The 22609-nt window shown below is 59.1% G+C and carries 18 protein-coding genes; 2 read left to right on the top strand and 16 right to left on the bottom strand.

Annotated features, from left to right (window positions below; genetic code table 11):
• Positions 1-152: 152 nt before the first annotated feature.
• Together lexA and DXB98_RS00605 are read left to right on the top strand one after the other, a co-directional pair.
• A complete protein-coding gene (lexA, locus tag DXB98_RS00610) occupies positions 153-797 on the top strand; it encodes a transcriptional repressor LexA (protein WP_147330279.1) in 645 nt (214 codons plus the stop codon).
• A complete protein-coding gene (locus tag DXB98_RS00605) occupies positions 797-1501 on the top strand; it encodes a heparan-alpha-glucosaminide N-acetyltransferase (RefSeq protein ID WP_117742757.1) in 705 nt (234 codons plus the stop codon). The genes lexA and DXB98_RS00605 overlap by 1 nt, the downstream gene beginning before the upstream one ends.
• On the opposite strand, the gene hflX is transcribed toward DXB98_RS00605, so the two are convergent.
• The 16 genes from hflX to DXB98_RS00525 all read right to left on the bottom strand — a co-directional run bounded on the left by hflX (position 1486) and on the right by DXB98_RS00525 (position 22492).
• Positions 1486-2775, bottom strand: coding sequence for a GTPase HflX (gene hflX, locus DXB98_RS00600; protein ID WP_117735198.1), 1290 nt, complete (start codon positions 2773-2775; stop codon positions 1486-1488). The two genes, DXB98_RS00605 and hflX, sit on opposite strands and share 16 nt — an antisense overlap.
• Positions 2775-3713 (bottom strand): tRNA (adenosine(37)-N6)-dimethylallyltransferase MiaA, encoded by a 939-nt coding sequence (gene miaA, locus DXB98_RS00595; protein ID WP_117742756.1) that lies wholly within the window; start codon positions 3711-3713, stop codon positions 2775-2777. Before miaA ends, hflX begins: the two co-directional genes overlap by 1 nt.
• Complete coding sequence (gene miaB / locus DXB98_RS00590) at positions 3713-5083, bottom strand: tRNA (N6-isopentenyl adenosine(37)-C2)-methylthiotransferase MiaB (protein WP_117735196.1); 1371 nt, start codon at positions 5081-5083, stop codon at positions 3713-3715. Before miaB ends, miaA begins: the two co-directional genes overlap by 1 nt.
• 45 nt (positions 5084-5128) lie before the next feature.
• Complete coding sequence (locus tag DXB98_RS00585; RefSeq protein ID WP_006235982.1) at positions 5129-5446, bottom strand: stage V sporulation protein S; 318 nt, start codon at positions 5444-5446, stop codon at positions 5129-5131.
• Positions 5447-5520: 74 nt separating this feature from the next.
• Positions 5521-6606, bottom strand: coding sequence for an ATP-binding protein (locus tag DXB98_RS00580; protein WP_117742755.1), 1086 nt, complete (start codon positions 6604-6606; stop codon positions 5521-5523).
• Position 6607: 1 nt separating this feature from the next.
• The gene (gene rny, locus DXB98_RS00575; protein ID WP_089573375.1) at positions 6608-8158 is read right to left on the bottom strand and encodes a ribonuclease Y; all 1551 of its coding nucleotides are present in this window, start codon (positions 8156-8158) and stop codon (positions 6608-6610) included.
• A 257-nt stretch (positions 8159-8415) separates the two neighbouring features.
• The gene (locus DXB98_RS00570) at positions 8416-9108 is read right to left on the bottom strand and encodes a regulatory protein RecX (protein WP_117742754.1); all 693 of its coding nucleotides are present in this window, start codon (positions 9106-9108) and stop codon (positions 8416-8418) included.
• Positions 9109-9119: 11 nt separating this feature from the next.
• Positions 9120-10283 (bottom strand): recombinase RecA, encoded by a 1164-nt coding sequence (gene recA / locus DXB98_RS00565; RefSeq protein WP_304485477.1) that lies wholly within the window; start codon positions 10281-10283, stop codon positions 9120-9122.
• A 257-nt stretch (positions 10284-10540) separates the two neighbouring features.
• A complete protein-coding gene (locus DXB98_RS00560) occupies positions 10541-11071 on the bottom strand; it encodes a CinA family protein (RefSeq protein ID WP_117742753.1) in 531 nt (176 codons plus the stop codon).
• A 12-nt stretch (positions 11072-11083) separates the two neighbouring features.
• Positions 11084-11632, bottom strand: a complete 549-nt coding sequence (gene pgsA / locus DXB98_RS00555) for a CDP-diacylglycerol--glycerol-3-phosphate 3-phosphatidyltransferase (RefSeq protein ID WP_233505045.1) — start codon at positions 11630-11632, stop codon at positions 11084-11086.
• Positions 11633-11731: 99 nt separating this feature from the next.
• Positions 11732-13081 carry a 30S ribosomal protein S12 methylthiotransferase RimO gene (rimO, locus tag DXB98_RS00550; protein ID WP_117742751.1) on the bottom strand — a complete coding sequence of 450 codons (1350 nt, stop codon included), beginning with the start codon at positions 13079-13081 and terminating at the stop codon, positions 11732-11734.
• 27 nt (positions 13082-13108) lie between these two features.
• Positions 13109-13606 (bottom strand): YajQ family cyclic di-GMP-binding protein, encoded by a 498-nt coding sequence (locus DXB98_RS00545; protein WP_117735189.1) that lies wholly within the window; start codon positions 13604-13606, stop codon positions 13109-13111.
• A gap of 26 nt (positions 13607-13632) precedes the next feature.
• The gene (locus tag DXB98_RS00540) at positions 13633-15144 is read right to left on the bottom strand and encodes a RodZ family helix-turn-helix domain-containing protein (RefSeq protein WP_117742750.1); all 1512 of its coding nucleotides are present in this window, start codon (positions 15142-15144) and stop codon (positions 13633-13635) included.
• Positions 15144-17924 (bottom strand): DNA translocase FtsK, encoded by a 2781-nt coding sequence (locus DXB98_RS00535; RefSeq protein WP_233505042.1) that lies wholly within the window; start codon positions 17922-17924, stop codon positions 15144-15146. The genes DXB98_RS00540 and DXB98_RS00535 overlap by 1 nt, the downstream gene beginning before the upstream one ends.
• Before the next feature lies 1 nt (position 17925).
• Positions 17926-19596, bottom strand: a complete 1671-nt coding sequence (locus DXB98_RS00530) for a ribonuclease J (RefSeq protein ID WP_117742749.1) — start codon at positions 19594-19596, stop codon at positions 17926-17928.
• Between the two features lie 649 nt (positions 19597-20245).
• Positions 20246-22492: a polyribonucleotide nucleotidyltransferase gene (locus DXB98_RS00525; protein ID WP_117742748.1), complete on the bottom strand. Its 2247-nt coding sequence runs from the start codon at positions 22490-22492 to the stop codon at positions 20246-20248.
• Positions 22493-22609 lie beyond the last annotated feature (117 nt).

Raw genomic sequence — 22609 nt, 5'->3', positions numbered from 1 at the left:
CTCGCGTGTTTTGCTGAGAACAGTTTTATCAAGCCGCGCGGACAAAAATGTCTGGCGCGGGAACGAATGTTCGGTTATTATTATCTTCGAACAGTTGTTCCTGTCAAGCAAAATTCGAACATTTGTTTGACATGGGTAGAGAGGATGCCCTGATGGCTCGCAAAATTACCAAGCGCCAGCAGCAAATTTACGACTTCATCAAGGAATATCAGCAGGAGAAGGGTTATCCGCCCAGCGTGCGCGAGATGGCTTCTGCCGTGGGCCTTTCCTCCCCCAGCACCGTGCACGCTCATCTCTCTGCCCTGGAGGCGCGCGGGCTACTCAAGCGCGATGCCACCAAACCGCGCGCCCTGGAACTCTTTAACGAAGACGGTTCCTCTGTCTCTATTTCTAAATCCGACGAGCCCTCCGCACCTCGCGGGACGGTCTCGCTACCGCTCGTTGGTCGCGTCGCGGCTGGGATCCCCATTCTGGCCGAGCAGAATATCGAAGACACTTTTTCTATCCCGACCGAAATCGCCACTGATCAGGGGTCCTTTATCCTTGAGGTGCATGGGAGCTCAATGATCAATGTCGGCATCTTCAATGGCGATTACATCATCGTCCGTGAACAAAAGAGTGCCATGAACGGCGAAATTGTCGTGGCCATGATTGATGGCTCAGCGACCGTCAAGACGTTCTACAAGGAGCAGGGACGCGTACGCCTGCAGCCTGAGAATGACACCATGGAGCCTATCTATGCAACGAATCCCGTTATCCTGGGCAAAGTCGTCGGTTTGATGCGCCGGTTCTCGTAATGCAGAAACGCATCACCATCTTTGACACCGTCCGCGGGTTTACGATGATTTCAATGGCAGGTTTTCACGCTTGCTACGATCTCGCGTATCTGCACGACTGGGATATGCCCTGGTTTACCCAGACTGTCTTTCAAGACATCTGGCGCGCCAGCATCAGCTGGGTATTTTTGTTTATCGCGGGTTGGATGTGTACGCTCTCACGCAACAATGCTAAACGAGCGGCCAAGTACGCTGCCGCAGCTTTGGTCGTCTGGATCGCAACAACGCTCGTATCGGTCGACGATTCAGTGAACTTTGGCATCAATTATTGCATGGCAACGTGTACCGCTGTGGTTGCACTAACCCGTCCGCTACTCCAAAAATTACCGGGTTCATGGGGAATCGCGGCGTGCCTTGTTCTTTTTGCCCTAACTTGGGGCATTCCAAAAGCGGTCTACCCACTCCCCTACCTGGCATGGCTAGGATTTCCGGGCCCGGGTTTTGTATCGGGAGACTACTATCCACTCATTCCGTTTGTCTTTATGTACCTTACCGGCTTTTTTGCTGCCCAGGCAGCACAAGCATCAAGCCTCGAAGCGCCAGAATGGGCATACGCGAATCCCATCCCGGCGCTCACAGTCCTTGGTCGGCATGCCTTACCGTTCTACCTGCTCCATCAGCCTGTCATTCTAGGCGTACTAGAACTCGTTTATTCCGTACGATAACGTTCGAGCCGCGGTGCAATACGAGCCGGCAGTTTCGCCACAATACGAACGCCATCCTCAAGATATTCCTCATGCAAAAGGGTCCCCTGCTCATGCACCAGCGTGATGAGGGCGCCTTCGCGATAGGGAATGTCGGCGGAAATCAGCACATCGGTGGCGGCCGCCTCGCGAGCAATACGATCGACGAGATCGTCGAGCCCCTCGCCCGTTTGAGCCGAAAACAGAACGGCCTCGGGATAGCGACGACGGAAACTCAATCGATCAACGCTGTCGAGAAGATCGATTTTATTGAATACGGTCAGCGTCAAACGCTCTCCGGCGCCGATCTCATCAAGCACGCGGTCGACAGCCTCAAGCTGCCGCTTATAGTCCTCGTCAGACGCATCTACGACTTTGAGAATTAGATCGGCACCCAACACCTCGGACAGCGTCGATTTAAAGGCATCGACCAGACCATGCGGCAGCTTTTGAATAAAGCCGACGGTATCGGTGATCGTCATGCCGCGACCGCCGGGCAAGCGATACGAACGCGTCGTCGGGTCGAGCGTAGCAAACAGCTTGTCCTGCGAAAGTACCGTAGAGCCGGTCAGGCGATTGAGCAACGTCGATTTACCGGCATTGGTATAACCGGCTAGCGCGACACGAAATGCCGGTGACTCAATGCGACTCTTGGATTGAACGTCGCGACGCTGTTCAACCTGCCTGAGCTCACGACGAAGTGCAGCGATCTTATTACGAATGAGGCGACGGTCGACCTCGAGCTGACTTTCGCCCTGACCAAAGCGTGAGCCGATGCCGCCGCGCGTCTGCTCCTTGGCAAGATGGCTCCACATGCCGCGCAGACGAGGCAACAGATATTGAAGCTGTGCCAGCTGTACCTGTAGGCGTCCCTCACGCGTCTGAGCATGCAGACCAAAGATATCCAAAATCAGTGCTGTACGATCGATAATCTTTACCGGCTCGCCCACGGCTTTCTCCAAATAGGACTGCTGCGAGGGCGTCAGGTCGTCATCAAAAATAACGACATCGGCATCCATGCGATGCACCAGGCCGCAAAGCTCCTCTACTTTACCGGAACCGATAAACGATTTGGGATACGGCTTTACCAAACGCTGAGACAAGCGAGCCACGCACTGGGCACCAGCCGTGTGGGCAAGGCGCTCCAGCTCATCGAGCGAGCGATTGAGCGGCCATGCATTGTCGCGCCACTCAACACCGACTAAAATGGCACGCTCGGGCTCGGGTGCCGTGGGAACAAGGGGGAAACGGGCCATTAGGCAGCCTCAATACGATGCAGGATATCCTCAACGACCTCATCGATCGTACATTCATCCATATCAAACCACACGATACGGTCATCGCGCTTAAACCACGAAAGCTGACGCTTGGCATAACGACGCGAACGCATCTTAATGAGTTCGCGGGCCTCATCCATGCTCATCATGCCATTGAAAACATCGATGATCTCTTTATAACCAATTGCCTGCATCGACGTCAGGGCATCTCCCAGCCCCTGGTCCATAAGACCGCGGACCTCATCGACAAGACCCTGCTCAAACATCAGATCGACGCGCAGATTAATGCGCTCGTAGAGCACCTCGCGATTACGCGTCAGACCAAACCATAGGGCATGATAATGCTCGCGCGGAACACTAAACTGACTTTTTTGCTGTGCATAGGAGATACCATTATCATGCATCTCGAGCGCACGAATCACACGGCGCACGTTATGGGGATGAATAACAGCAGCCGATTCTGGATCGCGCTCGGCAAGCAGGGCATGCAGTTCTTCCTCGCCAATACGCTCGGCAAGCTCCTGATAGCCCGCACGGCGATCGTCCTCAAGTTCACCCGAGGGAAAGTCCATCTCATCGAGGGCGGCCTTGAGATACAGTCCCGTACCTCCGCAAAAAACCGGCAGGCAACCCGAACCAAGGAGACGTTCAACATGAGCGCGAGCGTCAGCCTGATAAAGCGCAGCAGAATATGCCACACCCGGCTCTACAATGTCGACGAGACGCAGCGGCGCCGTACACTCATCGGGCGCCATCTTTGCGGTACCGATATCCATGCCGCGATAGATTTGCATCGCATCGCACGACAGCACTTCGGACGAAAGACGAGCTGCCAAACAGTCGGCAACATCGCTCTTACCAACCGCCGTCGGACCGACGATCGCAACGGCGGAAAGACCTGCCCCGGGAGAAACCATTAGCGCGGCTCGCCCACAACGGAACCGGACAAATACCAGGTCTTGGCAACGTCAACGTTAACATCAACGATCTTGCCAACAAGCTGATCGATGCTGTAACCCTCGGGGATAGGCGCATGCACGGTCTGATTCTTGGGACTCTTGCCCAGCAGGACCGCATCGTTCTTTTTACTCGTTCCCTCAATGAGCGCGGGAACCACAGTATGAAGCTCACCCTGGTTATACTCGTGTGCCGTGGTCTCGATAACCTTAACAAGGCGATTGAAACGCTCGAGAATAACCTCATGCGGCGTAGGATCGTCAATCTCGGCGGCCGGGGTACCGGCGCGCTTGGAATAGATGAAGGTATAGGCCTGAGCATAGCGGACCGTCTCGGCAAGTGAGAGCGTCTGCTCAAAGTCTTCTTCAGTCTCGCCCGGGAAGCCAACGATAATGTCGGTCGAGAGCGCGATATCGGGCATGCGGTTGCGAATGCGATCGACCAGGCCCAGATAGTCCTCGCGTGTATAACGGCGATTCATCTCTTTGAGGATCCGCGTCGAACCTGACTGGACGGCCAGGTGCAGTTGCGGCATTACGGCAGGTGTCTCGGCCATGGCGTCGATGGTCTCGGGCAGCAGGTCCTTAGGATGCGAAGACGTAAAGAAGATGCGCTCCACGCCCGTATCGCCCACGGCACGCAGCAGATCGGCAAAACGCGGCTTGCCAAACAGATCGCGACCATATGAGTTAACGTTTTGGCCCAGCAGCGTAATCTCACGCACGCCCTGGCGCACCAGACCGGTCACCTCGTCGACAATCTCCTCGAAGGGGCGGCTCTTTTCGCGACCGCGTACGTACGGCACGATGCAATAGGTGCAGAAATTATTGCAGCCTGTCATGATGGGCACCCAGGCGTGATACTGGGTCTCGCGATGCCACGGCATGCTCATGGCGTCCGTATCCTCATGCTCATTGGTGCGGATATGACGCTTACCATCAAGGAACGCCTCGGCAATGAGCTCGGCCACATGTGCAATGGAATGCGTGCCAAAGATGACATTGACGTTATCGACGTTGGTGAGCAGGCCCTCGCCATCGCGCTGCGCGATGCAACCGCCAACGGCAACCACGCGCTTGCCCGAAGGCGAAGGCGGCAGGCTTTTGCAGGAATTGCACTGACCGTACAGGCGAGTATCGGCGGCCTCGCGCACGCAGCACGTCATGAAGACAACGATATCGGCATGCGCGGGATCGAGCGCCATGAGGCAGCCATACGAATCAAGCAGACCGCTCACACGCTCGGAGTCGTGCTGATTCATCTGGCAGCCAAAGGTGCGGATAAAGTAGGTTTTACCGGCAAGAATATCGCGTACGGAACGCTGGTCCATGTGCATAAGTCCTAACGATGGGGAGCGAAACAAGGCAAGCAGAAGCTATGCCACAGGCTTAACATCATCCATGACGACGTTATCCATAGCAGCTCGATTGATCTGGTGAACGTAGATAGAAAGGCGGATGGCCGTGCGCGACTCCCCGTTAATGAGGATGTCGGAGAACACGGGCGCGCAGGAAATATCAAAACCGGTTGGAATCAAAAAACCGCGCGCGATAGCAACGGCCTTAATAGCCTGGTTGACGGCACCGGCGCCGACACACTGGATGTTGACGGGTACACCATCCTTGACCATGCCGGCGATGGCGCCGGCAACGGACGCGGGCGATGATTTGCTTGATACCTTCAGGCAATCCATGAAGAAACTCCTGCATTTAAAAGTACGTTTTAACTGCAATAACTGTATCGTACCGAGTGGACTCGGTAAAGGCACTATTCCTCTTTGGCAAGATCAAAGGTCACGGTGATTCGATCACGCGAAACACGGATCTTTGGGTCGCCGCAAAGGTTGAGATAGTACCGGGCGGCAAGGTCATTAAAGTCGCGTTCCACAGCGCGCGAAAACTGTGCCATGTCATCCTTGGCAATACGTAGCCCGCGACGATCCTTTGCGAGATCGACAGGAGCCGGCGCATGCGAGGACGAATCACGCTCGCGCAGCAGACGCGCGGTCACACCGCGAACGGGCTTAATCTGCCCTGCCAAAATGCGATGGGCCGTGCGCTCGGACATCTCAAGACCCAAACCCGCACAGATACGGATAAAGTCCTCGGCATCAGAAGCAAGGCCTAAACGATCGACAACCGGAAGCTCACTCTCGTCATCAATGAACAGGAGACGAGACGTATCGATCCGACTTGACGCTTGAGCATAAAGGGTCGCGGCAATCTCAGACGGAGAACCGAGATAGACATCGCAACCACGCAACTCCTCGAGCGCAAACTCACAAGCAGCGCGAATAATATTATGTGGACCGCGAGCGCAGACATAACGTCCGTCCTCATCCTTGACGGCCTGGGGCCAGCTGGACTGATCGGCACGCTCACTGAGACGGTCGGCCGCAACGCTCACCTTGAAGGCTGAACCAAGATCGACGCCGGACGTGACCACACGGGCCTCGTCGGTGTTCTGCTTGATCGAAAACAATGCCATGCCACGACCGTGAACGCCCCAACGGTCCATCTTCATGCTCTCGAGCTTGGAGGTAACGCGGGCATCAAAGATTCGCTCTTGCATATCCTGCGGAACGCCAGAACCGTTATCCAGAAAGACAAGCGTGCGGACGCCATCTTCCTTGGTCGTGGCGAGATAGACCTTGTCGGCGCCGGCATCGCGAGCATTACGGAGCATTTCGATGACGATGTCCTCGACATGCTGAATGTCGTGCTTAGCCTGGCGCCGCTCGGCCTCCGAAACGCGGAGGCGGACATACCCCTCGCCAAGGTTCTCCTCGACGCGAAGGTTGCCCTCCCCCGACATCGACGCGATAAATGAGATGAGCTCGTTCGCGTCGCTCATGTTATTTAGCGATATCGACAGCGCGGCTCTCGCGAATCACGACGACGCGCACCTGACCGGGATACTCCATCTCTTCCTCGATCTGATGGGCGATATCGTGAGCCAGAACCGTGGACTGGGCATCGGAAATCTTGTCCGGCTGGACCATGACGTGGACCTCACGACCAGCCTGCATGGCATAGGTACGTTCGACGCCGTCATGAGAGTTGGCGATCTCCTCGAGCTTCTCAAGACGCTTGATGTAGTTCTCGGCAGACTCGCGACGGGCACCGGGGCGAGAGGCAGAGACAGCATCGGCGGCCTGCACCAGGACATCGAGCACCGTGTTGGGGTCGACATCGGCATGGTGAGCCTCAATAGCGTGGACGATAACGGGCTTCTCGCCATAACGGCGGGCAAGCTCGGCGCCGATGACGGCATGCGGGCCCTCGACGTCGTGGTCGATTGCCTTGCCCAGGTCATGAAGCAGGCCGGCGCGCTTGGCGGTCACAACGTCCAGGCCAAGCTCGGAAGCCATCACGCCGCACAGATCAGAGACCTCGAGGGAATGCTGAAGCACGTTCTGACCAAACGAGGTACGGTAGCGCAGGGCACCAAGGGTCTTGACGATCTCGGGGTGCAGGTCGTGGATGCCGGTATCGAAGGCAGCCTGCTCGCCAGCCTCGCGCACGCGCTGCTGAACCAGGTCGGCGGCCTTGTGATACATCTCCTCGATACGGGCAGGGTGAATGCGGCCGTCGGCGATTAGGTTCTCGAGGGCGACACGGGCGGTCTCACGACGGACCGGGTCGAAGCTCGAAAGAACGACGGTCTCGGGCGTGTCGTCGATCACGAGGTTGACGCCGGAAACCTGCTCGAAGGTCCGGATGTTGCGACCCTCGCGACCGATGATACGGCCCTTGAGGTCATCAGAGGGAATGTGCACGGAGGTAACGGTGACCTCGGCAGTGTGGTCGGCAGCGCAGCGCTGAATCGCCAGAGACAGAATCTCCTGGGCGGTCTTGTGGCACTCGGCGCGAACCTGCTGCTCGGACTCGCGAATGATCGTGGCGGCCTCGTGGGTGACCTCGCCGCGAACCTTATCGAGGAGCTCCTTGTGGGCGTCCTCGCGGGTAAGGTCGGCGATACGCTCGAGCTCGGAGGTCTGCTTTGCGCAGAGCTCCTCGAGCTCACGGGAGCGCTTCTCGACCTGACCGGCCTGGCTGGACAGCTGATGCTCGCGCTTGTCGAGAGCGTCGTTGCGGCGATCGAGGGATTCCTCGCGCTGCATCACGCGGTTCTCGAGCGTACGAATCTCGTTCTTACGCTGCTTGTCCTCGGCCTCAGCAGCTTGCTTGTTCTTGATGATTTCTTCCTTGGCCTCAAGCAGAGCCTCTTTTTTGAGGGTCTCGGCCTGACGCTTTGCATCACCGATCAAGGACTCAGCCTGTGCATGTGCCGACTGGATCTTTTCGTCGGCCTCGTGAAGACTACCCTGCTTGGCGGTGCGCATGTAGGCAATGGCGGCGATGGCACCCAAAACGATGCCAACGAGCGCTGCGATGATAGGCATGCTCACTCCTTTTTATGGATTCGTTACACAACAAAGCGAACCGTCCTTACGAACGGCTCGCGACATTTGAGTAATATGGGCGCAGCTTATGCGGGTCGGATACAGATAAACATATAAACAAACTCATCACAGATGAGCACATATCACAAAGCAAATGACAGTGTTTATCGTACGTTGAACCACAACAACTGTCAAATAAATGGCCCCAGTACGGCGGCTAAAACAAGGTGAACGGCAGGGCCACAAAACGCATACGTCTAAAGCGCACATTCCTCGCATTCGGCATCGAGACGCGCCTTAACGGCATCGGCGGCGATGTGATACGAGAAGCCCTTGCCCATCAAAAACCGAACCAGTTTTTCGAATCCGCGCGTCTCTGGAACACGCCGCTTGGCGAGCAGGGCTGACGCACGCGCCAAATCGTCTTCGACGGCAAAATAATCCTCGGGATAACCGGGAATGTCATCGAGCACAACATGACGGCGCTTGAGCTCGGTCTCGATTTTGCGCTGTCCCCAACCGCGCCGCTTGCGTTCCTCGATAAAGTGCGAGCAAAAGCGGTTCTCGTCTAAAAAGCGATACTCGGTGGCGCGCTCGACGGCGAAATCGATCGCGGGATGGCGAAAGCCGTAGCGAGCCAACTTGTCACGGACCTCACCCGTCGCATGGTCGCGTCGCGACAACATCTCGGTCACCATGGTGAGAGCACATTTACGCTCGATGAGCTGAACCGCCTCACGAAAGTCATCCCAATCACAGGGAAAATCGGGGCGGTTTTTGACATACAGGCGCGCGACCCGCACGGGAATCCAAATGGACCGCTTAAAACCGCCCTCAAGCTCACAATCGATATGTGCGCAAGGCTTTTTGGACGCATATCCGCTCGAGAACGAGGAGGCCGCCTTCTTATCGGGAAAGACGACCGTGCCCTTGGTCACCGTATACGACATGAGCGTAACCGCTACTCGTCGTCATCATCGAGCATGGCGGACCCATCGATGGCGTAAAGCTCGTCGAACTCCTCGCCGGAAGGCTGATCCGCAGCCGGCTGATCGGTCAGCTCGACCTCGGACGGAGCATCGTCATCAAACTCAAGCCCGCAGGCAAGGCGAACCTTATGCTCAATCTCGTCGGCGCAATCGGGGTGTTCGCGCAGGAACGCCTTGGCGGCCTCGCGACCGTTGCCGAGCTTGTCCTCGCCATAGGCAAACCAGGAGCCCATCTTCTTGCAGATGCCGCACTCGACAGCCATGTCCAAGATCGAGCCCTCCTTAGAGATTCCCGTACCGTACATGATGTCGAACTCAGCAGAACGGAACGGAGCTGCCACCTTGTTCTTAACGACCTTGGCGCGCACGCGGTTACCGATAACCTCGTCCTTAAGCTTAATGCTGTCGATGCGGCGAATGTCGATACGCACCGAAGAGAAGAACTTAAGGGCGCGGCCGCCCGTCGTGGTCTCGGGGTTGCCGAACATGACGCCGATCTTCTCACGCAGCTGGTTAATGAAGATGCACGTCGTGTTGGACTTGGACAGCGAGCCGGCGAGCTTTCGGAGCGCCTGGCTCATCAGGCGAGCTTGTAAGCCGACCGTGGTATCGCCGATCTCTCCCTCGATCTCGGCACGCGGAGTCAGCGCGGCGACAGAGTCGACGACGATGGCATCGATGGCGCCGGAACGCACGAGCATGTCAACAATCTCGAGCGCCTGCTCACCCGTATCGGGCTGGGAAATGAGCACCTCGTCGATATCCACGCCAATGCGCGCGGCATACGTGGGATCGAGCGCGTGCTCGGCATCGATAAATGCCACAACGCCACCCATTGCCTGGGCCTCGGCCAGGATCTCGAGCGAAAGCGTCGTCTTACCGGAGGACTCGGGACCGTAGATCTCGACGATACGACCGCGCGGCACACCGCCGATACCCAGAGCGGCGTCAAGTGCCAGAGCGCCCGTGGGAATGGCCTCGACCTCAAGCTCGGGGCCGCCGTCACCATACCTCATGATGGAACCTTGACCGAACTTCTTCTCGATCTCGGCCTTGGTGGTGGCGATCATCTCTTCGCGCTCTTTACCCGTCGTGGGTGCATGGACGGTACGTACGGGACCTGAATTCTTGGCCATGAATAGCCCTCCTCTTAACAACCTGCATCGATAATAAACGAACGACTGTTCGTGGTCAACCGTTCAGACCAATCATATGCAGGCAGTCTTTCCAAAACCCAACCAAACGCCGACCAAACACTGGCCAAATGCTTGACCACATAGGGCCAAATAAAAACAAGGAAGGAGAAAATACACCTATGACCAGCACAAACGCTAAATTCGCCAGAGGTCCCTATCTCCACAATTAAGGGGCCCTAAGGCCCCTTAAAACACGCCTATTCCATAGAGTTGAGCACAAGGGCAATGCGTCCCAATGCCTCCGTAACCGCATGGGCACGAACACACGAACGGTCGACCTCATAGTGGCAACGCACAGAGTCCACGACCGGCACTTCCCCATCGACCGTGCGATACGCCCAGCCAATATAGAAGGTGCCAGCCGGATCGTCCTCGGTACCGCCGCCGGGACCAGCATAGCCCGTTGCGCTCACAGCAACATCGCTCTGGTACAGATCCAGCGACCCCGCCGCCATCTCGCGCGCGGTCTGATGCGACACCGCGGTATAGCGGTCGAGCGTTTCCTGCTCAACACCCAGCACGCGATGCTTGATCTCATCACAGTAGGTTACCGCACCGCCACGCAGCACCGCCGAGGCGCCCGGGATATCGGCGATCGTCGAGGAGATCATACCTGCCGTCAGCGACTCAGCCGTCGAAACCGTCACGCCCCGAGCGCTCGCGCGCTCGACAATATCGCGCGCCAGCTCCTCGTTATGAGCGGAAATCTGCTCAAAAGAGTCCGTCATACCCACCAGGACCTAGACCGAAAAGACGATCTTGCGGCAGTTCCAGAAGTACTGGGCGCCCGAGATAACGGTCAGGACAACGGCAACGGCGTACAGGAAGCGCGATAAAGAGTAGATGCCGAGCGTCAGCGCCACCGGGCCAAGGTGCAAGCCGGCCATCGCAAAGACGCACAGGTAACCGCAGATGGAGACCATCGTGGTCGCCGTCTTGTACTTGCCGAGCTTATCGGCGGCAACGACCACACCAGCGGCACTCGCAACCATGCGCAGGGCGCTCACCAGCAGCTCGCGGAACAGGATAATGAACACCGACCACACGGTTACGGCACCAAAGTCCAAGAACAGCAGCAGGGCAGAGAACACGAGCAGCTTATCGGCGATGGGATCCAAGAACTTACCGAAGTCGGTAATCTCGTTGCGCGAACGAGCCAAGTAGCCATCAACCTTATCGGTGCACGACAGGATGACGTACAGAATAAAGGCGGCGGCGGCGAGCGGGCCGTCGAAGGTGCTCCAATCCGTACCGGCAACGCTCGTGTGAGACAGCGCCGACACGATCATGAACACCGGAATAAAGACGATGCGCACGCACGTCACGATATTGGCGGGCGTCCAGACACTCGTCAGTTCCTTATTGCTCTCGTTAGCCACAACGCGCTCCTACTCCACAACATGACCGATAAGCTCATAGCAGAAGCTATCGGTAAACTCGACGGTCAGAATATCGCCCACAGATGCCTCGCTGGCATCCAGATGCACCGCGCCATCGGAATCGGGCGCCTGGAACCAAGCATGGCCAATCAGCTCGGCACCGTCCTCGGTCTCTTCGATACCGTCGACGATCACCTGGGCGCGCTCGCCCACATGTGCGGCGGTGGCGGCAAAACCGAGCGACTCGGCCAGGTCCATGGCCTCCTGGGCGCGCTCGAGCTTGACCTCTTCGTCGACCTGACCCTCCATCTTGGCGGCCAGGCTGCCCTCCTCACGCGAGTAGGCAAAGACGCTCGTGTAGTCAAAGCCGACGGTGTCCATAAAGTCGATAAGGTCGCGGAACTCCTCGTCGGTCTCGGTCGGGAAGCCGACCATGGCCGTGGAACGGATCACGATGCCGGGGATACGCTCACGCAGATCGCGGAACAGGTCCTCGAGCTCCTGGCGCGAACCGGAGCGACGCATGGCCTTGAGTATGCGAGCATCGCAGTGCTGCACGGGGATATCAATATAGGGCAACACCTCGGGCGTATCGCGAATGGTCTCAATGAGCTCATCGGTCATGCCCTCGGGCTGCAGGTAGAGCACACGGACCCAGACGTTCTGCGGGCGCACGGCCTCGGCGACGGCGCGCAGCAGCTGCGCCAGATTGCGCGGCGAGCCCTCGGCGACGCCCTCATCCGCAAAGTCGGTGCCCCAGATGCCCGTGTCCTGGCCGATCAGCACGATCTCTCGCACGCCACCGGCAACCAAGTCGCGCACCTCGGAAATAATGCTCTCGGCATTGCGCGAGTGATAACGACCGCGGATATACGGAATCATGCAGAAGCTGCAGAAGCGGTTGCAGCCATCGGAAATCTTGACGTAGGCGACAGCGCCCTCGACAGTGCGCTTGACCTGCGGAATATAGGCGGCGATCTCACGCTCGACACCCAGCACGCCATCGATGACCGCCACGATGCCGTCCTCTTCGTCGGCCTTCACAAAGGCAGCGACCTCGGGCAGCTCGTCAGGCAGGTCGTCGCCATAGCGCGACGGCACGCAACCGCACATGACGATGGGACAGGAGCGAACGCCGTCCTGCACCTCATTGGCGAGCTCGAGCGTGGTCTCGATGCTCTCAGACGTTGCGGAGGCGAGGAACGAGCATGTATTGACAATGGCGATATCGGCTTCCTGCGGGTCGAATGCCTCCTCGTAGCCTGCGGCGGTCAAAAGAGAACGCATGCGGTCGGTGTCAACCTCGTTCTTAGCGCACCCGAGGGTGATGTAGAGCACGGAGCCCAACGGTGTATCCATGTTGGAGAGCGGTCCTTTCGAATGATATTAGCGGTAGTTGGTGAACTGCAGCGGCTGGCCGTAGTCCTGGTCGCGCAGGAACTGAATCACGGTCTGCAACGCGTCCTTCGAAGCAGAGGAAACACGCAGCTTGTCGGCCTCGATGGCCACCTTGACCTTGAGCTTTTGGTCCTTGATGTCCTTGTTGATCTTCTTGGCGGTCGCCTGGTCGATACCCTCGACGATATGGCCGAGCACGCGCACGGTGCCGCCCGATGCCGCCTGCGGAGCATCCCACGAGACAGCCTTGAGGTCGATGCCGCGCTTGATGAGCTTGGAGCTCAGGACATCGATGATCTGCTTGGAGACAAAGTCAGCCGGGGCGTTGATCGTAAAGAGCTTGTCGCCCTTCGAAAGCTCAATGGTGGCGCCGGAATCCTTCAGGTCATAGCGCTGGGAAATCTCGCGCGTGGTCTGCTGGAAGGCGTTGTCGACCTCTTGCATGTTGACCTCGGACACGACGTCGAAGCTGGAATCTTTAGCCATGATGTTTCCTTTCGCGTACGAGCGGCTTAATAGCTATCGTACGAATAGTCGGTAGAATCGGTGGGCGTCTGACCGTCAGTTGCGGTATCGGCGCCATCCGTGGACTGGGCATCGATGCCGTCGGTGGTATCGGTACCATCAGTGGTGTCGACACCATCAGAACTTTCACCATTCTCGGAATCAGTCGTCTCCTTCTTGGGAACGGTGATCGTCACACGCGCCACGCCCGAAGTCTTGGTATCGTAACGGACCTTTTCGCCGTTCTTGGTAACGGTGACATCGGAAGGCTTGGACGTGGTGATCTCGATCGAGGACTCGGGCGTGTACTCCTGCTCAAAGGGGCCAGTCGCCTGGGCGCCATAGACCGACTTTCCATCGACCTTGACCTCAATCCACGCGGTCTTTCCCTTGGCAACGGAGACCTTGACCTTCGTTACCTCGTTCTCTTCCTTTTTAGCCGTCGTCTTGGTGGCGTCCGAATCGGTCGACTCATCCGTCGACTCATCGGTGTCTTCGTCCTCGTCGACCGTTTCGGTCTTCTTAGAAGACTTCTTGGTCGTCGTCTTGGTAGCAGTGGGCGTCTCGGGCGTGGTCTCGGGCGTCGAAGATGCGCAGCCGCGCAGAAGTACCACGATGAGCACGATCAGCAGCAGCGTCACGGCACCGATGCCAGCGTAGACGATACGCGGATCGAGCCCGTTGTTTTGAGGAGTACGAGATCCGCCGCGTCCACGACTGGAACTGCTGCGGCCGCCTCCCTGAGGCATACGACCACGATTGCTATCGGAACGACCACGATAGCCACCCTGGCCCTGAAGGCCGCGCTGACCCGAGCGGGGCGCAAGTTCACCGCGGCCTTGATAGCCACGCTGGCCCGAACGCGGAGCCGAAGGGCGCTGGCCACACGGCTGAGACTGAGAGGGAAGACGCGGCGTCACCTGCGTAGTATCGGCATCCGCATAGCCACCGCGAGAGCGTCCGGTGGAGACACCACGGTAACCGCGATCGGAATAGCCGCCGTCGCCGTAGCCGGCACGAGGGTCACGCGCCACGCCGCGGGCAGCGGGGAGTGCACGGTCCTCGGGCATCGGCGCACTGCGGAACCGGTCACGCTGTGAGCGAATCTCCTCGCCCGAACCCGTCTCGGTAATATAACCGGCCTGCTGAGGACGCTGTCCATAGCGGGTCGAACGACCGCCCTGAACCATCAGAAAGCGCCCGTTATCGACCGAGGAACGCGAATTGACGTAGCCGGCGGCGTCCTGAAAACGACCGCCCTGCTGCGACGTCTCGCGTTCGTATGCCATCAGGTCGTCAAAGTAGGCATTGACGACCTCGCGCGGATTGAGGCCCAAAAAGCGAGCATAGCTCGAAATCATGCCCTGCGCATAGCCGCGCGGCGGCATCGAAGCAAAGTTACCGGTCTCGAAAAACTCGATGATCTGCGGCCTGATTTTGATGGTGTTGGCGACCTGCTGAATGGAAAGGCCCATTCGGCGACGCTGCTCGAGCAGCATGTCACCAAAGCGTGCAGCCATCAGAATCCTCCAAACTCACGATCTTCACGTGCCATCTCGGCGTCGACAAATTTCAGCGCGGCAAGTCCCTCCTCGTCCAGCAGAACCTCGCGCGGCTTCGAACCGTCGGGCGGGCCGACGACACCCTTTTCTTCCAGCATGTCCATAATACGCCCGGCGCGCGCATAGCCAACCTTCAGACGACGCTGCAGGCCAGATGTGGAGCCAAGCTGCGAATCCACCACAATATGGGCGGCTTCCCAGATGAGCGGATCATCGTCTTGCGGCTCGGCGACTCCGGTGCGGACAATGCCGCCGCCACCCGCCATGGACATGGAAGCGGGCGCCACGGCAGACAGGATCTCCTCGTGGTAGTCGGGCTCGCTCTGCGACTTGACGAACTCGACAATCTCGTTGATTTCGTCGTCCGAAACAAAGCAGCCCTGGATACGGCGAGGCTTGCCCCAGTCGACCTTGGAGAACAGCATGTCGCCCAAACCGGTGAGCTTTTCGGCACCCATCTGGTCGATGATGACGCGCGAGTCGATGCCCGTGGCGACGTTAAAGGCGATGCGGTTGGTGATGTTGGCCTTGATGAGACCTGTCACCACGTTGGAGCTGGGGCGCTGCGTGGCCACGATAAGATGAATACCGGCGGCACGGCCCAGCTGAGCGATACGAACGATCGACGCCTCGACATCCTTGCCGGCGACCATCATCAGGTCCGAAAGCTCGTCGATGATGATGACCAAGTAGGGCATCTTTTGCGGCGGGTTGTCGTAATGTTCAAACTCGCCGGCGGCCTGCTTTTCGTTGTAGGTCGAGATCTTACGCACGTTGAGACGCTCGAAGACCTTCAGGCGACGCTCCATCTCGGACACGGCCCATTGCAGAGCGCTAGCGGCTTGCTTGGGCTCGGTCACCACGGGCACATAGAGATGCGGCAGACCGTTATAGCCCGCAAGCTCGACGCGCTTGGGGTCGACCATGATCAGGCGAACGTCCTCGGGAAGGGCGCGCATGAGCAAGGTCGTGATGATGGAGTTGATCATGACCGACTTACCGGAGCCCGTGGTACCGGCAATCAGCAGGTGGGGCATCTTGGCGAGATCGGCGACGACCGGCGTGCCCTCAGCGTCGCGGCCGATGGCGAGCTCGAGCGGACCGCCCTTCACATAGGGCAGCACGTCGCCCAGATTGACGTTCTGGCGCTTGCGGTTGGGAATCTCGATGCCCACGAGCGAGGTGCCGGGAATCGGGGCAAAGATACGCACCGACTGAGCAGCGAGCGAAAGCGCGATATCGTCCTCGAGGCTCGAAATCTTGCTCACGCGCTCGCCCTCGCCAGGTTGCAGCTTAAAGGTCGTCACCGTAGGGCCGGCGATCCAGCCGACCACGCGGGCACTGCGGCCAAACTCAAGCAACGTGGACTGCAGCGACTCGGCAGTCTGTTCAAGCTCCTTGTCCGAAGACGCGGCAGAAGCCGACTGCGGGTTGGCATGCAGGATCTCGAGCGGCGGAAGCTTGAGGCCATCCCCTTCTTCGCCCTCGTTATCTGCAGCGTCGTCGTCCACTCCCCCATCACGAGCCGCAGCCGATTCGACAGCACTCGAGGCAGCGCTATCGGCAACCTTGGGATGCTTCAAGAAGTCGGGAATCTGAGGTGTTGCCGAGACAGGATTCACGGCAAACGGCGGCTCGGACTCGTCAATCTTATCGGGGTCGTCTTCCATCGAAAGCTGGCCGGTTACCTGGCCGCGCTTTGCATGGCGACGCGGCAGCAAAGTTGTCTTTGCGGTCTCAATCGGAGTCTCGTCGTCCTCGTCATCACCCTCGGTAAGCTCAATCTCGCTCTCGGACCAAGACGGATCGGGCTCACTCGTATTGAGCTTGGGAACCGTTTTGCCCTTCTTGGCATGTCGGCGCGGCAGCAGCGTCGTCTTAGCGCGCTCAGCCTCCACGGCATCGGACACGTCGACAAACGGATCCTCATCCTCGTCGTCATCGTCCAAAACCGGGTCCGCATCGTTGCCCATGACCGTGGTCATGGCAGCATCAGAGCCCTTTTGACGAAGAATGCTCAGATGCGGACGGGCGACACCAGGCACCGACAGGGCCTCATCGTCACCCCACGGGCTCGCGTTAACATCGGCACGACGGCGTTCGGCAAAATCTGCCGCACGATCGCGGGCGGAGCGCAGCACGCCGCCCACCGAAAAGCCAATGATAACCAGGCCCACGACGACAAGGCCCAGCAGGACTACCATCGCGATAGGCTTACCCAGGGCATTCTGCAGCGCACTCGCAATAAACGCACCGATGTAGCCACCCGAGGCGGACAGATTTTGCGGCGTAAACATGAGGTCACACGAGTTACTCGTACCCGGCACCATCAGCGAAAGAATGGAGACGACGGCGATAAAGACCACGGCGCCGCCCGCAACAGAGCGCACGTTGAGCGGCGAGTCCTCGCCTAAAAAGAGCGTGGCGGCAAACAGCAAGATGACGATCGGCAACACGTAGGCGCCCAGACCAAAGCCTAAGTGGTAGAAACCGGCAACCGCAGCTGTAACGGGTGCAGTCGCCGGCGAAATCACGGCAATAAAGGACGCAATCGCCAAAACGGCAATGACCACGCCGGCGATATCGCGATTGGCTGAGGGCTCGACCAAGGGCTCAAAATCGTCGAAGTCTGCCTCGTGGCCCTTATTGGCACGCAGATGGGAACCGGCACCCTTAGCAGATGCCGGTTGGTTATTGGCCTTATTGCCTTTGGCGTTTTGTGCAGATCCGCGCGCCAAACTAAACCTCCATGACGACCGGGATGATCATCGGACGGGTACGCATACGGCTCCAGATAAAGTTAGAGAGCGAATCGCGCACGGCCTTGCGAATGGCATCGGAACCGCTGCTGGTAAAGCTGAACTTGCCCTTCTCGATCGTCTTCATGATGGCTGCGGAGGCATCCTCGGAGAACTGGTCGTCGATGGCAAACGAAACACCGCGGCCCGAAAACTCGATGGCCTCGATCTTCTTGTGCTTGAGCGAGACGATGGCAACAGCGGTAACCATACCGTCGTTGGCGAGCTTCTGGCGATCGCGCAAGACGATGGGGTCGGTATCGCCGATACGCAGGCCGTCGACATAGACGACGCCGGACTCGACGGGCGTACCGCGCTTGACGATACCGCCGCGCATCTCGAGCGTGTCACCGTTATCGAGGATAAAGATATGGTCGTCCTTGAGACCCATCTTGCGGGCCAGCTGGGCGTGTGCCCGCAGATGCACGGCCTCACCGTGAACCGGCATAAAGTACGTGGGCTTGGCCATGGCCATCAGAAGCTTGAGCTCCTCCTGGCTACCGTGACCGGAGACGTGGACGAGAGCGCGGTTCTTATCCCACACGTCGCAGCCGAGCTTGGCCAGGCTGTTGACGACCTGCTGAACGGCCTTCTCGTTGCCGGGAACAGGAGTTGCCGAGAGGATAACGGTATCGCCCTCGTGGATGGAGAGCGTCTTGTGCTCGCCATTGGCCATGCGGGACAGGGCCGACAGCGGCTCACCCTGCGAACCGGTGCACATGACGACAATCTTGTCGTCGGGCAGGTTATCAATGTCGAAGGCATCGATGATATCAGCGTCGTCGATGTTGAGGTAGCCCAGCTCACGCGCCACGCGGGTGTTCGTGAGCATGGAGCGACCGGTCACAACGACCTTACGGCCGCACTTGCGGGCGGCATCGCAGATCTGCTGCAGACGATGGATGTGGCTCGAGAACGACGCGACGAACACGCGACCCGGCGCATTCTTGATGGCGTGCAGCAGGTTGGGACCAACCTCGGCCTCGGACTTGGTAAAGCCGGGAACCGTGGCATTGGTAGAGTCGGAAAGCAGCAGGTCGATGCCCTGCTTGGCAAAGCGGCTGATAGCGGCATAGTCGGGCGTAACGCCGTCGATGGGCGTCTGGTCGAGCTTAAAGTCGCCGGTGTGCATAACGGTGCCCTGATTGGTGCGGATGAACACGCCCAGAGCGCCGGGGATGGAGTGTGTCATCGAGAAGAAGTCGAGCGAGATGCCGCCGAGGTTGACATGGCTACCGCCCTTGACCTCGCGGAACTTGGGTGCGCGGATGCGGAACTCGGAAAGCTTGCCCTCGATGAAGCCGAGCGTCAGCTTGCTCGAGAAGATGGGCACCTTGTTGTTGAGGTCCTGCAGCAGATACGGAAGCGAACCGGTGTGGTCCTCGTGGCCGTGGGTGACGATGATACCGCGGAGCTTCTCCTCGTTCTCCAGGACATAGGTGTAGTCGGGAAGCACCAGATCGATACCGGGCTGGGAGTCATCCGGAAACATGAGGCCGGCGTCGACGAGCACCATGTCGTCGCCGCACTCGAAGACCGTCATGTTCTTGCCGATGCCATCAAGGCCGCCGAGCGGGATGATCTTCAAGGGAGATGATTTTTTAGCTGCCATAGGTAAGTGTGGTTTCCTTTCTTCGAAACGGGTCTGGAACAACCGACGGGGCGCTTCTGGCAAACCGACCGCCGGGAACGTACAAACATGCATCGCAGAGTCGATGCAATAACTAAAATATGATACCCATTTGCACGAGCACAGACCACCCATGCATCAAAGCCCCATCTGAACCGATCTATCCCGCCGGTCTGGTCTCAGCGGGCCCGGCGCGGGCTAAGTTTCCTGCTCTACAGTCCTGCGCAAGACGGAAAGCGCATTAAGTGCTTTCCTTTGCGTGCGGAACTCGCGATAAACTTAGCCCGTGCCGGGCCCGTTGAAACCAGACCTGCCAAAAAGGGACAGGTTTATTTTGGTAGGTTTTATCTGGGGAGATGCCGACTTGCAGCTATCAACTACGTAGGAATCTGAAAACTACCCAGAAATGTCTAGCCAAATCACAGACAGCACCCCAGCCCTTTTGCTTATCACGGCGTGGGCCGCAGGTAAAGTTTATCGCGAGTTCCGCACGAACAGGAGGCCACTTAATGTGGCCTCCGTCGTGAGCAGGACTGTAGAGCAGGAAACTTTACCTGCGGCCCACGCCGTGATAAGCAAAAGGGCGACCCCGTTAAGGAGTCGCCCTAATTGAGCTACTTATGTGTGGCTGTTACTCGGCGTCGTGGTGGCGGCGGGGCTTGCGGCCTCCGTTGTCGCCGGGACGGCGCGGACGGTCGCTGCGCTCGGAGCGCTCGCGACGCGGACGCTCACGGCGCTGGAAGTGCTCGCCGTCGCCCTCGGAGGCACCCTCGGCGCGAGCCGGGGCCTCGGGCTTGTCAAGACGATCGAGCGAGATCTTGCCGCGATCGTCGACCTCGATGACGACGACCTTGACCTCGTCGCCAACGTTGAGGACGTCCTCAACCTTCTCGACGCGGCCCTTGGCAACGCGGGAAATGTGCAGCAAGCCGTCCTTACCGGGCAGCAGGTTGACAAAGGCGCCGAAGGGCTGGATGGAGACCACACGACCGGTGTACTCCTCGCCCGGCTCGGGAACCTTGATGATGAGCTTGATGCGCTCGACGGCCTGGTCCACGGACTCGCCGGTGCCGCCGACAAAGACGGTGCCGTCCTCCTGGATGTCAACCGAAGCGCCGGTCTCGTCCTGGATGCCGCGGATGACCTTACCGCCGGAACCGATGACGTCGCGGATCTTATCGGTCGGAACCTGGATGGAGACGATGCGCGGAGCGGTGCTGCGCGTGGTATGACGCGGCTCGGGGATCACATCGAGCATCTTCTGCAGGATGTACGCACGACCCTCCTTGGCCTGCTGCAGGGCGCGGGCCAGGATGTCGAAGGTAAGGCCGGTGGCCTTGTTGTCCATCTGCAGGGCGGTAATGCCCTCGGTGGTGCCGGTGACCTTAAAGTCCATGTCGCCCAGGAAGTCCTCGAGACCCTGGATATCGGACAGGACCACGGTCTTGCCCTCCTCCTGGATCAGGCCCATGGCGATACCGGAGACCGGGCGCTTAATGGGCACGCCGCCGTCCATAAGGGCGAGCGTGGAACCGCAGGTCGAAGCCATCGAAGAGGAGCCGTTGGACTCCATGACCTCGGAGACCACGCGGATGGCGTAGGGGAACTCGTTTTCGTCGGGGAGCACCGGAAGCAGGGCGCGCTCGGCCAAGTTGCCGTGACCGATCTCGCGGCGCTTGGGGCTGCCCATGCGGCCGGTCTCGCCGGTGCAGAACGGCGGGAAGTTGTAGTGGTGCATGTAGCGCTTGCCCTCGGTGGGCTCGATGGTATCCAGACGCTGGCCCTCGTTAAGCATGCCGAGTGACAAGACAGAGAGCACCTGGGTCTGACCGCGCTGGAACAGGCCGGAGCCGTGAACGAGCGGCAGGTAGTTGTCCTTCACCATGATGGGACGGATCTCGTCGGCGGCACGGCCGTCAACGCGCTCGCCGGTCTCGACGACCATGGTGCGCATGGCCTTCTTCTCGAGCTTCTTCAGCGCCACGGGAATCTCGCGCTCCCAAGCGGCCTGCTCCTCCTCGGTGAACTCGGCGCGGATGGACTCCTTCAGAGCCTCGACTTTGCCGATACGGGAGAGCTTGTCGGCGTCGCGCAGGGCGGCTGCCATCTCGTCGTAGTGGGCGAAGATGCGCTCCTGGACCTCCTCGACGGGCTGATCGAGCGGGTACTCCTTCTTGACGATGGGGCCGTTGACCTGCTCCCACTCGGCGACGAACTCGTCTTGAGCCTGGCAGAAGGCGGCAAGGGCCTCCTGGCCAAACTTCATGGCGGCGAGCATGTCGTCCTCGGAGATCTCCTCGGCGCCGGCCTCGACCATCGAGATGAAGTCGGCAGAGCCGCCCAGCTCCAGGTCCAGATCGGAGTTCTCGCGCTCCTCGTAGGTGGGGTTGACGATAAACTCGCCGGTCTCCACGTTACGGCCGATGCGCACGCAGGCAAGCGGGCCCTCGAAGGGCACGCCGCCGAGCGTCATGGCCAGGGAAGCACCCATGACGTTGATGACGTCGAAGGGGTTGACCTGGTCGGCGACGAGCGAGGTGGCGACGATGTGCACCTCGTTGCGGAAGCCGTCCGGGAAGCTCGGGCGAATCGGACGGTCGATCATGCGCGCGGTGAGCGTGGCCTTCTCGCTGGGACGGCCCTCACGCTTGAGGTAGCCACCCGGGATGCGGCCGGCAGCGTACATCTTCTCGTTGAAGTCGACGGTCAGCGGGAAGAAGTCATAGTTCTTGCGCTCCTTGGAGACGACCACGGTATCGAGCATCGTGGTGTCGCCCTGCTTGACCAGACAGGCGCCAGTGGCCTGCTTGGCAAGCTCGCCGGACTCAAAGGTGTAGGTCTTGCCGTACAGCTCAAAGGTCTTGGATACGAGTGTCATTGTTCTCCTTTACCCCACAGGCCCCTTGCCTGCGGGCTTCTCATGTGACGCGGGCCCCCTGCCCCCGCCACGCTTCAGAGCGTGATTGTTCACGCCCTTACACAAAAAGAGCGTCCC

The sequence above is a fragment of the Collinsella sp. OM07-12 genome (genome assembly GCF_003438275.1).
Lineage (GTDB): Bacteria > Actinomycetota > Coriobacteriia > Coriobacteriales > Coriobacteriaceae > Collinsella.
This window is presented reverse-complemented; position numbering and strand designations above follow the sequence as displayed.

Coding starts and splice junctions, on each gene's coding strand:
- lexA (WP_147330279.1), top strand. CDS start 153: ATGGCTCGCAAAATTACCAAGCGCCAGCAGCAAATTTACGACTTCATC.
- DXB98_RS00605 (WP_117742757.1), top strand. CDS start 797: ATGCAGAAACGCATCACCATCTTTGACACCGTCCGCGGGTTTACGATG.
- hflX (WP_117735198.1), bottom strand. CDS start 2,775: ATGGCCCGTTTCCCCCTTGTTCCCACGGCACCCGAGCCCGAGCGTGCC.
- miaA (WP_117742756.1), bottom strand. CDS start 3,713: ATGGTTTCTCCCGGGGCAGGTCTTTCCGCCGTTGCGATCGTCGGTCCG.
- miaB (WP_117735196.1), bottom strand. CDS start 5,083: ATGGACCAGCGTTCCGTACGCGATATTCTTGCCGGTAAAACCTACTTT.
- DXB98_RS00585 (WP_006235982.1), bottom strand. CDS start 5,446: ATGGATTGCCTGAAGGTATCAAGCAAATCATCGCCCGCGTCCGTTGCC.
- DXB98_RS00580 (WP_117742755.1), bottom strand. CDS start 6,606: ATGAGCGACGCGAACGAGCTCATCTCATTTATCGCGTCGATGTCGGGG.
- rny (WP_089573375.1), bottom strand. CDS start 8,158: ATGCCTATCATCGCAGCGCTCGTTGGCATCGTTTTGGGTGCCATCGCC.
- DXB98_RS00570 (WP_117742754.1), bottom strand. CDS start 9,108: ATGTCGTATACGGTGACCAAGGGCACGGTCGTCTTTCCCGATAAGAAG.
- recA (WP_304485477.1), bottom strand. CDS start 10,283: ATGGCCAAGAATTCAGGTCCCGTACGTACCGTCCATGCACCCACGACG.
- DXB98_RS00560 (WP_117742753.1), bottom strand. CDS start 11,071: ATGACGGACTCTTTTGAGCAGATTTCCGCTCATAACGAGGAGCTGGCG.
- pgsA (WP_233505045.1), bottom strand. CDS start 11,632: ATGATCGTGTCGGCGCTGTCTCACACGAGCGTTGCCGGTACGGATTGG.
- rimO (WP_117742751.1), bottom strand. CDS start 13,081: ATGGATACACCGTTGGGCTCCGTGCTCTACATCACCCTCGGGTGCGCT.
- DXB98_RS00545 (WP_117735189.1), bottom strand. CDS start 13,606: ATGGCTAAAGATTCCAGCTTCGACGTCGTGTCCGAGGTCAACATGCAA.
- DXB98_RS00540 (WP_117742750.1), bottom strand. CDS start 15,144: ATGGCTGCACGCTTTGGTGACATGCTGCTCGAGCAGCGTCGCCGAATG.
- DXB98_RS00530 (WP_117742749.1), bottom strand. CDS start 19,596: ATGGCAGCTAAAAAATCATCTCCCTTGAAGATCATCCCGCTCGGCGGC.
- DXB98_RS00525 (WP_117742748.1), bottom strand. CDS start 22,492: ATGACACTCGTATCCAAGACCTTTGAGCTGTACGGCAAGACCTACACC.